Annotated in this window: 15 protein-coding genes; 4 read left to right on the top strand and 11 right to left on the bottom strand. The window is 61.7% G+C overall.

What is annotated here, in order from left to right:
• Positions 1-2 precede the first annotated feature (2 nt).
• From GKG34_RS03150 to GKG34_RS03105, 10 genes are all read right to left on the bottom strand, one after another.
• Positions 3-584, bottom strand: coding sequence for a hydrolase (locus GKG34_RS03150; protein ID WP_097781609.1), 582 nt, complete (start codon positions 582-584; stop codon positions 3-5).
• 2 nt (positions 585-586) lie between these two features.
• Positions 587-808: a PC4/YdbC family ssDNA-binding protein gene (locus GKG34_RS03145; RefSeq protein ID WP_120079997.1), complete on the bottom strand. Its 222-nt coding sequence runs from the start codon at positions 806-808 to the stop codon at positions 587-589.
• A gap of 96 nt (positions 809-904) precedes the next feature.
• Complete coding sequence (locus GKG34_RS03140) at positions 905-1,333, bottom strand: hypothetical protein (protein WP_243139199.1); 429 nt, start codon at positions 1,331-1,333, stop codon at positions 905-907.
• Positions 1,334-1,399: 66 nt separating this feature from the next.
• Positions 1,400-4,204 carry an SMC family ATPase gene (locus GKG34_RS03135; protein WP_154255578.1) on the bottom strand — a complete coding sequence of 935 codons (2,805 nt, stop codon included), beginning with the start codon at positions 4,202-4,204 and terminating at the stop codon, positions 1,400-1,402.
• Positions 4,201-5,343 carry an exonuclease SbcCD subunit D gene (locus tag GKG34_RS03130; protein WP_044954024.1) on the bottom strand — a complete coding sequence of 381 codons (1,143 nt, stop codon included), beginning with the start codon at positions 5,341-5,343 and terminating at the stop codon, positions 4,201-4,203. The genes GKG34_RS03135 and GKG34_RS03130 overlap by 4 nt, the downstream gene beginning before the upstream one ends.
• A 214-nt stretch (positions 5,344-5,557) precedes the next feature.
• Positions 5,558-6,028: a peptidoglycan-binding protein gene (locus GKG34_RS03125; RefSeq protein ID WP_044954021.1), complete on the bottom strand. Its 471-nt coding sequence runs from the start codon at positions 6,026-6,028 to the stop codon at positions 5,558-5,560.
• A 51-nt stretch (positions 6,029-6,079) separates the two neighbouring features.
• Positions 6,080-6,709, bottom strand: a complete 630-nt coding sequence (locus tag GKG34_RS03120; protein ID WP_154255577.1) for a stage II sporulation protein R — start codon at positions 6,707-6,709, stop codon at positions 6,080-6,082.
• A 152-nt stretch (positions 6,710-6,861) separates the two neighbouring features.
• Entirely contained in the window at positions 6,862-7,227 is a 366-nt protein-coding gene (locus GKG34_RS03115; protein ID WP_005944419.1) for an endonuclease domain-containing protein, read from the bottom strand.
• 86 nt (positions 7,228-7,313) lie between these two features.
• Entirely contained in the window at positions 7,314-8,681 is a 1,368-nt protein-coding gene (locus GKG34_RS03110; protein WP_005944418.1) for a PFL family protein, read from the bottom strand.
• An 18-nt stretch (positions 8,682-8,699) separates the two neighbouring features.
• The gene (locus GKG34_RS03105) at positions 8,700-8,969 is read right to left on the bottom strand and encodes an ACT domain-containing protein (RefSeq protein WP_005944416.1); all 270 of its coding nucleotides are present in this window, start codon (positions 8,967-8,969) and stop codon (positions 8,700-8,702) included.
• Between the two features lie 232 nt (positions 8,970-9,201).
• Between GKG34_RS03105 and GKG34_RS03100 the strand changes: the two genes are divergently transcribed.
• Genes GKG34_RS03100 through GKG34_RS03085 form a run of 4 tightly spaced genes read left to right on the top strand, consistent with a single transcriptional unit; the run spans position 9,202 to position 12,014 of the window.
• Entirely contained in the window at positions 9,202-9,681 is a 480-nt protein-coding gene (locus tag GKG34_RS03100; protein WP_005944413.1) for an Lrp/AsnC family transcriptional regulator, read from the top strand.
• Complete coding sequence (locus GKG34_RS03095) at positions 9,681-10,865, top strand: aminotransferase class I/II-fold pyridoxal phosphate-dependent enzyme (RefSeq protein ID WP_005944411.1); 1,185 nt, start codon at positions 9,681-9,683, stop codon at positions 10,863-10,865. Before GKG34_RS03100 ends, GKG34_RS03095 begins: the two co-directional genes overlap by 1 nt.
• Before the next feature lie 10 nt (positions 10,866-10,875).
• Entirely contained in the window at positions 10,876-11,751 is an 876-nt protein-coding gene (gene ispE / locus GKG34_RS03090; RefSeq protein WP_154255576.1) for a 4-(cytidine 5'-diphospho)-2-C-methyl-D-erythritol kinase, read from the top strand.
• 59 nt (positions 11,752-11,810) lie between these two features.
• Positions 11,811-12,014 (top strand): DUF378 domain-containing protein, encoded by a 204-nt coding sequence (locus GKG34_RS03085; protein WP_243111924.1) that lies wholly within the window; start codon positions 11,811-11,813, stop codon positions 12,012-12,014.
• Between the two features lie 151 nt (positions 12,015-12,165).
• On the opposite strand, the gene GKG34_RS03080 is transcribed toward GKG34_RS03085, so the two are convergent.
• Positions 12,166-12,813, bottom strand: coding sequence for an AhpC/TSA family protein (locus GKG34_RS03080; RefSeq protein ID WP_044954019.1), 648 nt, complete (start codon positions 12,811-12,813; stop codon positions 12,166-12,168).
• Between the last annotated feature and the right edge of the window lie 19 nt (positions 12,814-12,832).

Below are 12,832 nucleotides of genomic sequence, written 5' to 3'. Positions count from 1 at the left end.
TTTCAGCGCACAGCGCTGGTGCGGTGCTCCATCAGATAGGTGGCTTCCAGATCAGCGATGTGCAGCTTGACGGCAAGGGGATACTTGTCGTAGGCTTCCGAGATGGCAAAGCAGCCGCCCCGGGCCGCATCGTCAAAGCCGCCCATGTGCCAGCGGATGGCAACGGCCTCCTCGACCCGCAGCTTCATGAACCGCTCGATGAGGAATACGCTCTTTTCGCCGTGGCCGTAGGGGAACAGATCCTCCACGCTGTAGCTGGGCACCTTTTCCCACTGGCCGGTGGCTTCGTTTTTCACGTTGCGGGTGCCGGGCTTGTAGTAGTTGGCCTTGCACAGATCGTGCAGCAGTGCACAGATGGCAAAGGTCTCCTCGCTGTCGCCCTCGGTAAAAAAGGTATCGTGCAGTGCATGGTAGACGTTCAGGCTGTGCATGCACAGCCCGCCCTCACAGGCACCGTGGAACCGGGTGGAGGCCGGTGCCGTAAAGAAATCGGTCTTATGGTCCAGCCAGTCCAGCAGCTTTTCGCTGCCGGGGCGGGTGATGTGCTGCTGCCAGATCTGCAAAAACTCTTCGCGGCCGCCCATGCTTACAGCTCCAGCTCGTCCAGAAGGCCCTTGAGGATGGCCATTTCGTCGTGGCTCAGGGAAATGCCCTTGCCCATGCGGGTGCCGTCCGGGGACCAGTCGCGGATGTCGTACTTGGGTTCGCCGTCGTTCCAGCTGATGAGGTTCAGCTGACGCTCCCAGCCGCGGGGACGCTCCGAGAGAACTGCAATGCGCTGAACAACTTCATATTTGATCTCTGCCATGATGCAAAACCTGCCTTTATCTTTGTTTGCTACCATAATAAGGGAAGCGGACGCAGATTTCAACAGGTAGAGCAAAAATAATTTGAAAAATTTTTGTTAGCCGTAAGGTGCATCCTCACGCCAGTCCACAAGGCTCAGCACCTGAGAAGCATCCTCGTCCGGGGCCGGATGGCAGGAATGGGTGTGCTGGTCTGTGCTGAACAGTCCGGGTGCATAGTGGGCCATCACGCTGGTCTGCACATCCCCGGCCAAAAATTCCCGGGCGTTCTTCTGGTAACAGGCGGCCGGGGTGCCGTTGGTCATGGGCACACCCTGCGGGGTGCTGTTTGTGTCCGGGTGCGGGGTCTGGCCCGGTGTTTCGATCTGCGGCGGCACCTGTGTGCCGGGGGCAGCGGGGTCGCCTGGCAGCAAGATATCCGGCTCCCTGCCTAGCGGCGGGCTGCAGCGGGTGCAGCTGTTTTCCGGTGCGGCGGCAGTGCCGGGCTGGTGTTCCAGCTCGTGGCGGATAAAGGGCGTCAAGCTCATTGGAAAATCACCTCCGCCCATAGGATGCCCCGAAAGGACGCAACTTATAAAGTGGCCTGCGGTGTTTCACACGATCAGTTCTACGGTAGAGCCGCCGGTGCGGGCTTTGCGCACCACCACCTGTCGGTCGATGCGGTCTTTCAGAGCACCTACGTGGGAGATGATGCCCACCAGCCGGTCGCCCTCGGTCAGCCCTGCAAGTACGCGCATGGCCTGTTCCAGCGATTCGTCATCCAGACTGCCGAAGCCCTCGTCGAGGAAGAGCGTGTCCAGACGGATGCCGCCTGCCGCGCTCTGTACTTCGTCCGAAAGGCCCAGTGCCAGCGCCAGCGATGCCTTGAAGCTTTCGCCGCCGGAAAGGGTCTTGACGCTGCGGCGGGTGCCGTTGTAGTGGTCGATGATGCCAAGGTCCAAGCCGGACTGGCTGCGCTGGTTCTCGGCACCAATGCGCTCCAGCTCGTACTGCCCGGCGGTCATCTGCATCAGGCGGGTGTTGGCGTGGCGCAGGATGCGGTCCAGATAGTTCATCTGGATGTAGGCTTCCAATTTGATCTTCTGTTTGCTGGTCAAGGTGCCGCCCGCCGTGGCGGCAAGGGCACTCACCCACTGCCAGCGCTGTTCAAGCTGAGTGCGCGCTTCGGCAGCGGTGCAGTATTTTTCAGCGGCTGCACGGTTGGGCAGCCGCTGTGCGGCCAGCTGCTGGGCCTGCTCCCGCAGGGCAGTGCGGGCGGCGGCAAGGCGGGCCTGTTCTGCCTGTAAAAATTCCAGCGGCTGGGCAGGCCCGGCGGTTTCGGCAGTGGCTTGCTGGGTCTGCAGGGCATCCACAGCGGCTTTGGCAGCGGCATAGGCCTGCTCTGCCTGTTTGAGGGAATGCTGAGCCTGCTCCATGCCGGTGCGCAGGGCGGTGCGGCTGGCTTCCAATGCATCCAGCGCGGCCTGTGCCTCGGCCCGCTGCGGGTAGGGCAGGGCTGCACGAGCGGCAGCGGCCTGCTGTTCCAGCGCATCGGCGCTGGCATTCTGCGCGGCGGCGGTGCTGTCAGCTTCAGCGGCGGCCTGTTCCAGTGCCGGGCGCTGGCGGCTTTTTGCCTGACGGTCGGCCTCCAATGCGGTGCGGCGGGCGCAGTCTGCTTCGGCCTGCCGAAGCGCGGCGACACACTCGGCCTGTGCTGCGTGCAGGGCACAGGCTTCTTCCGTCAGGACAGCGTTCATCCCCTTGAAGGTCAGCTGCACCGTCCCATCCGGGGAAGTGAAGCGCTCTGGCAATAGGCTCTCAGCATCCCGGCGCAGGGAGCGGCGGGCTTCGTCGGCTGCGGCAAGGGCGCTCTGTGCGGCAGTGCTGGCAGTCTGGGCCAGTGCATCGGCCTTTTCGGCTTCCTGCTTGGCGGCATCCACCTGCGCCTGCGTGGGGGCTGTGTGGGGCAGTTGGGCCTTTGCCGGGTGGTGGACGCTGCCGCACACGGGGCAGGGCGCACCCTCGGCCAGCGCCTGCGCCAGCAGTCCGGCCTGTGCGTCCAGAAAGGCTTTGTCCAGCGCATCCCGCCGGGCATGGGCCTGCTCCTTGGCTTCGGCGGCAGTGCGGTAGGCATCCTGCGCACGGTGGGCCTTTTGTGCCTGCTGCTGGCAGGCGGCAAGCCGCTGGTTCAGGGTGGTAAGGGCGGTGCTGCGCTGGGCCAGCTCCTTTTCCCGGTTCTGCAAGGCCAGCAGCCGGGTGGGAGCATCTTCCAGCGCGGTCAGCTCCTTTTCAGCAGCGGCCAGCGCTGTGTCCAGTGCGGCCAGCTGGGTGCGTTTCGCTTTGGCCTTGGCAGCGGCCAGCTGGGCAGCATCCCGCGCGGTCTGCTGCTGATGGCACAGGGCATCCAGCTCATCGTAGGCGGCAAGGGCCGTCTGTGCCTGCGTCACCTGGCCGGCAAGAACATCCAGCTGGGCGGCATCGCCTGCGTGGCGGGCGCTCTCGGCACGGGCAGCTTCCAGCACAGGCAGGGCAGCGGTAAGCTCTGCCTGCTTTGCGGCCAGCTGTGCGGCCAGCTGTCGGGCCTGCTGGGCAGCACCCAGCTGACGTTGTACTTCGTCCAGCTTGGCTTCGGTGTCCTTGAGGGCAGCAGCAACGGTCTCCTGCGCGGCCTGCTGGCGGGCCAGCAGACCTTCCAGCAGGGCAAGGGCCGTCTCCGGCTCGGTCTGGGCGTTCAGTGCGGCAAGGGCATCGGCATCCGGGTCGTCGGGAGAAAACCGGATGCCGGAGAGCAGACTGTCCAGCTTTGCATTCTGGGTGGTGCGCTGCTGGCTGAGGGCGGCGCTTTCGGCCTGCAGGCGCTCTTGCAGCCGGGCATAGCGCTGGGTGCGGAACAGCTTGCGGAAAATGCGGCTGCGCTCCTCGGTGGAAGCGTTGAGCAGCTTTGTGAACTGACCCTGCGCGATCATGGCGATCTGGCAGAACTGGCTGTAGTCCAGCCCGATGATCTCCTGCACGGCGGCAGTCACATCCTTGGCTTTGGTCACCGGCGGACGGCCATCGGAATAGGTGAGGGTGGCATCCGCTTTTTCGGTGGTCATGCCCTCGCCGCGGTTTTTGGGGCGCTGGTACTCCGGGTTGCGGCGCACGGTATAGCGCTGGCCGTTCACCTCAAATTCCAGCTCCACAAAGGTGGGTGTTTTAGGGCCGGCATACTTGCAGCGCAGCATGGTGCCCTCGCGTACGCCGCCGCTGGAATGATCGTACAGCGCATATGTAATGGCATCGAACAGGGTGGTCTTGCCTGCGCCGGTATCGCCGGTGACAAGGTATAAGCCGCCCCTGCCCAGCTTTGCCAGTTCCAGAACCGTCTCGGCGGCATAGGGGCCAAAGGCCGAAAGAGTGAGCTTCAGCGGTCTCATGCGTCCTCACCCTCCTTCCAGATCTCCTCAATGAGCTGCTGGCAGAATGCCGCCTGCTCCGCCGTCAGCGGCTGATTGTTCTGCAGCTGGTAGAACGCCGAGAAGTGTTCCAGCGGTGTGATGCTCTCGGCGCGCTCCGGTGCGGTGATCTCCTGATCTTCCCGGGTGCGGAGATTATCGTAGTCCAGCCGCATCAGGTTGGGGTAGATCACCCGCAGGCGGGCCAGCGCGTCCGGCACGTCCTGCTCATCGGTCAGGGTAATGTGCAGGTAGTCGTCCACCGCAGTGCCGTCGTAATTGCGGCGGTCGGTCAGCTCCATGTAGCTGCCGCGCACTTCCCGCAGGTCGTGCTTCGGGGTAAGCGGCGCGGTGGTGATGGAAACTTCGCCCTTGAGACCGAACTCCACAAAGGTGGCGCTCTTGTGCTGGCCTGCTTCCGAAAAGGAGTATTTCAGCGGGGTGCCGCAATAGCGCACGGCATCGCGGCCCACCTTCTGGGGGCTGTGCAGGTGGCCCAGTGCCACGTAGTCAAAGGCATCGAACAGGTTGGCATCCACGCTGTCCACACCGCCCACCGAGACTTCCTCGCTCTCACAGCAGGCGGCACCGGCTGCGAACTGGTGGGCCACCAGCACGCTGCGGTGGGCCGGGTCCGGCGGGCAGTGGCGCAGCACGCAGGCAAGGGCATCGTTGTAGCTCTCCACAGGCTCGTCCGGCCAGACATGCCGCACCATGGCGGGCTTGAGGAAGGGCAGAAGGTACACATCCAGCGTGCCGTATTCGTCGGTGAGGGGGATGGGCACCGGCGCACCGGAGAACACCGGGCTGACGTACACCCGGCTGCTTTGCAGCAGAGCAGAGCCGAAGGCGATGCGGTCGGCGGAGTCGTGGTTGCCGCTGATGGCGAACACCGGCAGCTGCCGCTCAGCCAGCTGGGTCAAAAACCAGTCCAGCAGGCGCACGGCTTCGGCAGGGGGAACGGGTTTATCGTAGAGGTCGCCCGCCAGCAGCACACCGTCCACGGGTGTGCTGTCCAGCAGGGAAAGGATCTGTTCCAGAATGTACCGCTGGTCGTCCAGCATGGAGAACTCGCACACCCGCTTGCCCAGATGCAGGTCGGAAAGATGCAGAAAACGCAAACGGAAACACCGCCTTTTCAGAGTTTTCTTTATTATACAGCAGGGCGGGGGTGGGGGGCAAGGAAAACTCCCCCAGTCATCGCTGCGCGATGCCAGCCCCCTCGGGGATGGGGCCTTTGGCAGTGCGGAAAAGCTTCCGGTTTTGCCAGAGACTCCCTCTTTGAGAGAGCTGGCACGGCACAAGCCGTGACTGAAGGAGTTCGCTTCCCTTAAATCAGAACATCTTCTCCCATGTTCCTTCGCCGACCGCGCCGTCGGCGGTAAGGCCGTTGCGGCGCTGGAACCGCTGCACAGCCGCTGCCGTTGCCGCGCCGAACCTGCCGTCGGCGTTCAGCCGTTCACCCAGTGAATTGAGCTTCTGCTGCACCAGACGCACCGTGCCGCCGGAAGAGCCGCTGCGCAGGGCAATGCCGGGGTAGGGCACATGCAGGCCGTGCTTGGCCGTGTAGCGGGTGTAGAGCACGTTCCATGTGTTCGCGCCCACCTTGCCGTCCACATTCATCTTGTTTTTGAGTTGGAACTCCTTCACGGCGTTCTCGGTGGAAATGCCGAATTTTCCATCGGCCTTCAGCTCGCTGTACCATGTGCAGGCGTCGCGCACACCGTTGAGCCAGGTCTGCACAAGAGCTACGTCCGGCCCGGAGGAGCCACGCTGGAGCAGGGAATAATAAGCAGGGATCGCCATAATGATCACACGCTCCTTTCGCCACATGCTATGCGGAAAAAGTGCCGGGCGTTACCCCACAAGCACCACATCCTCCCGGCGGGCGGTGCGCTGCTGCACCCATTCCACCAGCCGGAGCCGGAGGATGTACTCCCCGCACACAAGGTCGTTTTCGGCAGGCTGGGCATAGCTGCCGCAGGCAGAGCGGCACAGGCCCGGATAGAGAACGCACCACCAGTTGCGGCCTTTTCCGGCACCGAGATCGATGCGCAACGCGTCGTACCTCCCGGCGGGAAGAGTGCCGGAACCATAGCGCCGGGTGGCAAAGTACATATTTACCAGCTGCACCCGCACCGGCGTGCGGATGTTCAGCTGTGCCAGCGCGTGCCGGGCCGTGAGCTGCAGCTCAAACAAATGCTGCGCCGCCCAGGCGATCGCTTCCGGTTTGCTCTGTGCCGGGCAGGCGGTGTCCAGATAGGCAAGCACGGCATCCCGCACATGGAGCTTTGCGCTCTGGCTGGCGATGGAATCGCTCTCAGCCCGGATGTGCAGGCGCAGGGTGTCGGCGCACACCAGCGCCCCGGTGTCCAGCTGGGTGCGGCCCCATGCAAATGCCTGCCATGCGCCACACAGAGCAAGGGCGAGAAACAGGCCAAGGCAGAGCAGAGCCATCTGAGAACGTGTAAGCATTCTGGATAACATAAAAACAGACCCTTCTTCTGGAAATGTTATCCAGAGGATGGGCCTGTTGAAAAGGTTTTATTCAGGAAAGAACGAACCCTCTCAGGCATTGCTGCGCAATGCCAGCTCCCCCGAGGGGGGAGCTTTTGTGCATATACCGGGAAAGTGCAGCTTCAAAGGCGAGATTGAATCGTCTGATGGATTTTTTCACAGACTGCTTCAAACTGAAGATCCACTTCATAATTAGAAAAACGAAGAACATCCAAGCCGTACTGCGAAAAGATGCTGCTCCGTTCACGGTCATACAGAAGCCCTTGTTCGGTGGTGTGTTGTGCTCCATCCAATTCGATGACCAGTTGTGCGCGAGAACAGTAGAAATCAGCAATAAAAGATTCAATGATGCGCTGCTTATAAATTTTTACCGGGTAGCGGCGCAAAAACTGATACCATAGCTTTCTTTCCTGCGGCGTCATTTCGCGGCGCAGCTCGCGTGCACGAGGCAGCATATCGCCATTTTTGGGAACGATGTTCGGTTTCATAGGAAACACCTGCTTTCGGTTTGAAAAAAGCTCCCCCTTTCGGGGGAGCTGGCATCGAGCGTATGCGAGATGACTGAGAGGGTCCTTCAGTTCTTCAGCGACTGCATGGGGGCAGGCAGGCGGCCGCCGCGGTTGATGAACACGGACGGGTCGTGCTGGTTCACGGCCATGATGGGGCCATAGCCCAGCAGACCGCCAAAGTCCAGCACCTCGCCGGCCTTGCGGCCAATGGCAGGGATCACGCGCACGGCGGTGGTCTTGCTGTTCACCATGCCGATGGCGGCTTCGTCAGCGATCAGGGCGCTGATGACAGCCGGGGTGGTGTCGCCCGGGATGATGACCATATCGATGCCCACCGAGCAGACGGCGGTCATGGCTTCCAGCTTTTCAATGGTCAGGCATCCGGTCTCGGCGGCGTGGATCATGCCGGCATCCTCGCTGACCGGGATGAAGGCACCGGACAGACCGCCTACATGGTTGGAGGCCATCACGCCGCCCTTTTTCACGGCATCGTTCAGCAGGGCGAGGCAGGCGGTGGTGCCGCAGCAGCCGCAGGTCTCAAGGCCCATCTCTTCCAGAATGTTGGCCACACTGTCGCCGATGGCGGGGGTAGGTGCCAGCGACAGGTCGATGATACCGGCGGGCACACCCAGTGCCTGAGAAGCCAGATTGGCCACCAGCTGGCCCACGCGGGTGATCTTGAAGGCGGTGCGCTTGACCAGCTCTGCCACCTCGTCGATGGGGGCATCCTTGGGCAGGCGGGCCAGTGCGGCGCGCACAGCGCCGGGGCCGGAAACGCCCACGTGGATCTCACAGTCCGGCTCGCCGGGGCCGTGGAATGCACCGGCCATGAAGGGGTTGTCCTCCGGTGCGTTGCAGAATACCACCAGCTTTGCGGCACCGATGCACTGACGATCAGCCGTCAGCTCACTGGCCTTCTTGACAGCCTCGCCCATGAGCTTGACAGCGTCCATATTCAGTCCTGCCTTGGTGGCACCGATGTTCACCGAGCTGCACACGATGTCGGTCTCGGCCAGTGCGCGGGGAATGGACTCGATCAGGCGGCGGTCACCGGCAGAAAAGCCCTTGTGCACCAGAGCACTGTAGCCGCCCACAAAGTTTACACCCACCTTTTTACCGGCGGCATCCAGAGTTTTTGCAAACTCCACAGGGTCGGCATCCGGGCAGGCACCCAGCAGCATGGCGATGGGTGTGACACTGATGCGTTTGTTGATGATGGGAATACCGTACTCGGCACTGATATGCTCCACCGTGGGCACAAGGTTTGCGGCCTTGGTGGTGATCTTGTTATAGATGTTCTCGCACGCCTTCTTCGGGTCCGGGTCGATGCAGTCCAGCAGGCTGATGCCCATGGTGACGGTGCGCACGTCCAGATTGTCCTGAGTGAACATCTCGATGGTCTCGAGAATGTCACCGGTATTAAACATACTCATAGCTGTGTACTCCCTCCATCAGATGGTGTGCATGGCATCAAAAACTTCCTGACGGGTCACGTTGATCTGCATGCCCATCTCGGCAGCCAGCGCGTCGGTGCGCTTGTGCAGCTCTTCGTGGCTCACATTGCAGTTGCTGATATCCACCAGCATGATCATGGCGAACATGCCCTGGAGGATGCTCTGGGTCACGTCCTCGATATTGATGTTCAGTTCGGTGCACAGACCAGCGACCTTGGCAACAACGCCCACGGTATCGTGACCAATGACGGTAATGAATGCTTTCATCGTTTCCACCCTCGTTTTCCTTTTGATGAACGGTGCCGCAAGCGTTCCGGCACACTCTTACCCTTCCAGTATAGCAGATTTGGCAAAATTTGAACACACTTTTTGTAAAAAAGAACAGACACGAGGGGAAAAAGACATTCTATCCCCAAAATTGGGTGCAATCTTTTACAGCTTGTGCTATACTTATAAATAATTTATTTCCCGATTACGGGCTGAGAAGGAGCAAAATACTATGGAACAGCTTTTGAAGATCCTGGAAGACAATGCGCGGCTGCCCATTGAGGATATCGCCACGATGCTGAATAAATCCCCCGCCGAGGTGGCGGCCATGATCGATCTGGCCCGGGCGCAGGGCATCATCAAGGGCTACAAGACCCTTGTGGACTGGGAAAAGGCCGGTGTGAACCGTGTGGAGGCCGTCATCGAGCTGAACGTCAGCCCTAAGAAGAGCCGCGGCTTTGACGAGATCGCAGCCACCATTGCCTCCTTTGACGAGGTGGAGAGCGTGCTGCTGATGAGCGGCGGCTACGACCTGCAGCTGGTCATCAAGGGCCAGACCTTCCAGGAGATCGCCCTGTTCGTGGCAAAGCGCCTGTCCCCGCTGGACGATGTGCTGTCCACCGCCACCCACTTTGTGCTGCGCACCTATAAAAAGGAGGGCCGCCTGTATCAGGACGAAGAAATCGATGAAAGAGAGTGCACGGTGCTGTGATGGACTACGATAAACTGATCGCGCCTGCCGCTGAGGCCATGCGCCCCTCCGGCATCCGCAAATTTTTCGATCTGGCTGCCGAAATGCCCGAGTGCATCAGTCTGGGCGTGGGCGAGCCGGACTTCAAAACGCCATGGGCCGTGCGCGAAGCCGGCATCGAGAGTCTGGAGCATGGCCGCACCCGCTACACCTCCAACGCAGGCCTGAAGGAGCTGCGCGCCGAGGTGGCAAAGTATCTGGAGCGCCGCATGGGCCTGCACTACGACCCGCTGCACGAGGTGCTCATCACGGTGGGCGGCAGCGAAGCCATTGATATGTGCATCCGCACGCTGGTGCAGCCCGGGGACGAGGTCATCATCCCGGAGCCCTGCTTTGTGTGCTACGAGCCCATCACCACCCTGTCCGGCGGTGTGCCGGTGCATGTGGCCTGCCGTCAGGAGGACGAGTTCCGCCTGCGTGCCGATGCGCTGAAAGCAGCCATCACCCCCAAGACAAAGCTGCTCATCATGCCGTTCCCCAACAACCCCACCGGTGCGGTGATGGAGCGCGAGGATCTGGAAGCCGTTGCAGAGGTACTGCGCGGCACCAACATCATGGTGCTCTCGGATGAGATCTACGCCGAGCTGAACTATGGCCTGCGGCCTCATGTTTCCATTGCCACCCTGCCCGGCATGGCCGAGCGCACCATCGTGGTGAACGGCTTCTCCAAGACTTACGCCATGACCGGTTGGCGTCTGGGCTATGCCTGCGGCCCGGCACCCATCATCCGGATCATGACCAAGATCCACCAGAGCGCCATCATGAGCGCCCCCACCACCAGCCAGTACGCCGCCATCACTGCTCTGAAGGAGTGCGACGGCGAGATCGACCGCATGCGCGACGAATACAATATGCGCCGCCGCCTTGTGGTGAAGTCCTTTAACGATATGGGCCTGACCTGCTTTGAGCCGCGCGGTGCGTTCTACGCCTTCCCCTGCATCAAGAGCACGGGCATGAGCAGTCAGGATTTCTGCACGAAGCTGCTGGAACAGAAGCATGTGGCCATCATCCCCGGCGACGCCTTTGGCGCTTCCGGCGAAGGCTACGCCCGCATTTCCTACGCCTACAGCGTGGAGCATCTGAAGGAAGCGCTCCGGCGCATCCGGGAATTCCTGCAGGAAAACGGCATCTATCACGGTATCTGAGGAGGAACAAATGGCAAGGCTGAACTGCGTGACCGTTCTGGCCCCCGCAAAGCTCAATCTGGCGCTGGACGTGGTGGGCCTTCTGCCGAGCGGCTACCATGATCTGGACATGACCATGCAGGCCATCACCCTGTACGAGCGGGTGGTGCTGCGCCGCAGCCCCTACCTGAACCTGCGTCTGCCGGGCAGTCTGGTGGCCCCCAATAACAAAAATACTGCCATCAAGGCAGCGCTGGCCTTTTTTGACTACACCGGCCTTCTGGCGGGCGTGGACATCACAATCTATAAAAATACCCCGGTGCGGGCGGGCATGGCAGGCGGCAGCGCCGACGCTGCCGCTGTTCTGGTGGGCATGAACGAGCTGTACGGTGCGCACCTTTCCATGAGTGAGCTGTGCGCGCTGGGCGCAAAGATCGGTGCGGATGTGCCCTTTGCCCTGATGGGCGGCACCTGCCGGGTGCAGGGTGTGGGCGATTTTCTCAAGGCGCTGCCGCCGGTGCCGGAGTGCTGGTTCACGGTGGTGATGCCGGACTACGGCGTTTCCACCCCGGAGGCCTTTGCGGCCTATGACCGGGTGGGCAGCAGCATCCACCCGGACTGCGGAGCGCAGGAAGCCGCTATCCGTGCCGGAGATCTGGATGCCCTTTGCGCCGCCGCCGGCAATGCGCTGGAAGAGTGCAGCGGAGCAAAGGATACCGGGGCCATCAAGGCCCTGCTGCGGGAGCATGGCGCTGTCACCGCCCTGATGACCGGCAGCGGTGCGGCGGTGTTCGGCATATTCCGGGACGAAGGGGCCGCACGGGCTGCTGCACAGGCCGCAAAGCGGCGCTGGAAGCAGGTGTACGTGGCGCAGCCTGACCGCGGCGGCGCACGGGTGAGCCGATAAAAATGCATAGACCTCCTTCCCACGGGGCATACTGCCCGCAAAGGAAGGAGGTCTTTTTTGTGCAGACCTTTTATAAAATCTGTCTGATCTTAATGATCGTGGGCGGCATCAACTGGGGCCTTGTGGGGCTGTTCCAGTTCGATTTTGTGGGCTGGCTGCTGGGCGGCAGCGCATCCATCTGGTCCCGCATCGTGTTCACACTGGTGGGCATCGCAGCCCTGTGCGGCATCCCGGGGCTGTTTTCGGATGAAACGGATGAATGACCCTCTCAGTCAATGCCTGCGGCATTGCCAGCTCCCCCGAAAGGGGGAGCTTTATTGTGCCTGTCCTCCAGAAGTAAAAAAGCTCTCCCTTCGGGAGAGCTGGCGCGTCAGCGCCTGAGAGGGTCAATGACAGGTGCTTTTGTTTGTTGACTCAATTACTGCTTCCGTCAAGATCATCCCAGCCTACCAGATCCGGCAGGGTGAGCGTTTCGTCGGAGCAGTGGGGGTGTGCACGCCGCTGGTCCTCGGCCATGGTGCGCACCACCTCGCGGGTGATCTCGCGGATGGCGGCGCAGTCCTCCGGTAGGTCGGTCTGGCTGCGGCCGGAGTGGGTAAACAGGATCTTACCCATGTGGCCCACTACCAGCGTCAGCGGCAGCTGCTGCGGAGCATTGCTGTTGTAGCGGTAGCCCTGCTCTTTGGCCGCTTTGTAGATGCGCTGGGCCGCAAAGCTCCAGCTCAGGATGCCGCGGGCCTGTTCTACGCCAAGGTAGCCGTACAGCACCCCCGGCGCGTCGCAGATGAGGGTGAAGGGAAACTCGGCCCCCTGGGTGGCTTTTGCCACCATGCGGGGCGAGGAACGCACCACGCAGGCCAGCCGCACGCCGCGCAGTCTGGGCAGGGTCTGCAGGTAGCGGGTCAGGTATTCCCGGGTGACAGGGTGGTCAAAGGCAGGCAGGAAGATCATGACCAGAGGGTGCTCCCCTTCGCACAGCTTGTAAAAATCATTGCCCGGTGTGGTGGGGGTATCAAAGGTAAAGCGGGGGATGGAGGTGCCCACCAGATGTTCTGACTTCATGCCGCAATGCACATCCTTT

Origin of the sequence: Faecalibacterium sp. BIOML-A4 (genome assembly GCF_009679665.1) — a bacterium.
Lineage (GTDB): Bacteria > Bacillota > Clostridia > Oscillospirales > Ruminococcaceae > Faecalibacterium > Faecalibacterium taiwanense.
The sequence above is the reverse complement of the archived record's forward strand: the minus strand, read 5'-3'. Positions and strand labels throughout refer to the sequence as shown.